Source organism: Maribacter sp. 4G9, assembly GCF_002742265.1.
Taxonomy (GTDB): Bacteria; Bacteroidota; Bacteroidia; order Flavobacteriales; family Flavobacteriaceae; genus Maribacter.
This window is the reverse complement of record NZ_MDGL01000040.1, coordinates 1-1,055: the sequence shown is the minus strand read 5'-3', so window position 1 is coordinate 1,055 and position 1,055 is coordinate 1. Positions and strand designations below refer to the sequence as shown.

Below are 1,055 nucleotides of genomic sequence, written 5' to 3'. Positions count from 1 at the left end.
AAGAAACCCCATCAACAATTTATCAACAAGGCAAGAAACAAGTGGCATGATGGTACCAAAGGGACAAAAAGGGTTTTCAACAGATCGGGCAGGTTATGAGTCTCCCCCCGGACCCCCCTCTTTCAACATCATCATTAAACTTATTTTTAAAGATTTATTGTCCTAACAATGGGGGGAATTATACCATTCGAGTATTTTTCCCAGCAAACCATCAGATGCCGTTAACGCCAGCGTTGATGTGTTATCACATAGTATAGGAATGATTTTTGAATTGGAAAAAAATATGCCATTATCCTTCAATGAGTCAATACGAAAATCCGTACCACTTCAAGACTTTAAAAACACTGATGTATCAGCCCCTGAATTTATGGAGTTGTTTGAAAAAATGAAGTCAAACAATATTATTTTTGAGCCAACACTTTCAGCTTGGAGTATGAAATTACGTAATTCAAAGCCAAACAAAGATACAAAGTCTCAAAAGACGAATCCAACTAAACAGCTATCGAACGCCGCAGGCAAAATGGATTTGGTCGCGATGGACAGTTGGGCCAAAAGAATTACTAAAGCTGCTTATGACAACGGAGTTATGATAGCAGCAGGAACAGATTTTAATTCAAATATAAAGTGGGTACAGGATGAAATTATTCTGTTAAACGAATGTGGTTTGACAAATATTGAGTCGATAAAAGCTGCGACCTTGAACAATGCTAAGGCGATTGGAATTGAAAATACTCATGGCTCAGTTGCAATTGGAAAGAAAGCGAATCTTGTAATTCTATCTAAAAACCCATTGGAAAATATTGAAAATATACGAACAGTATTTTCAGTATATAAAAACGGAATAGAATTTAAAAGGACGGAATAAAAACGTATGCCAACAATGGCTCCTATGAAAAGCCCTAGTCCAGTTCTCTAAAGTTAGTATTTAATTTTCAATTACTTCATAATGATGGTTTTGGGGTGTTGAATCGTTGATAATTCCGATAGGATTATCAACCATTCAATACCATATAACTTGCTCGGCATCCTATATGTGATACACCGTTATCGGCGTT

At 36.4% G+C, this 1,055-nt stretch carries 1 protein-coding gene; it reads left to right on the top strand.

The genetic code is table 11. The annotated features are described in order from the left end of the window. The first annotated feature begins 259 nt into the window (after positions 1 to 259). Positions 260 to 865 (top strand): amidohydrolase family protein, encoded by a 606-nt coding sequence (locus BFP75_RS05945; protein ID WP_099544252.1) that lies wholly within the window; start codon positions 260 to 262, stop codon positions 863 to 865. Positions 866 to 1,055: the final 190 nt, after the last annotated feature.

What these genes read in the sequence shown, in the direction of transcription:
- BFP75_RS05945 (WP_099544252.1), top strand. Translation starts at nt 260, where the DNA reads ATGATTTTTGAATTGGAAAAAAATATGCCATTATCCTTCAATGAGTCA.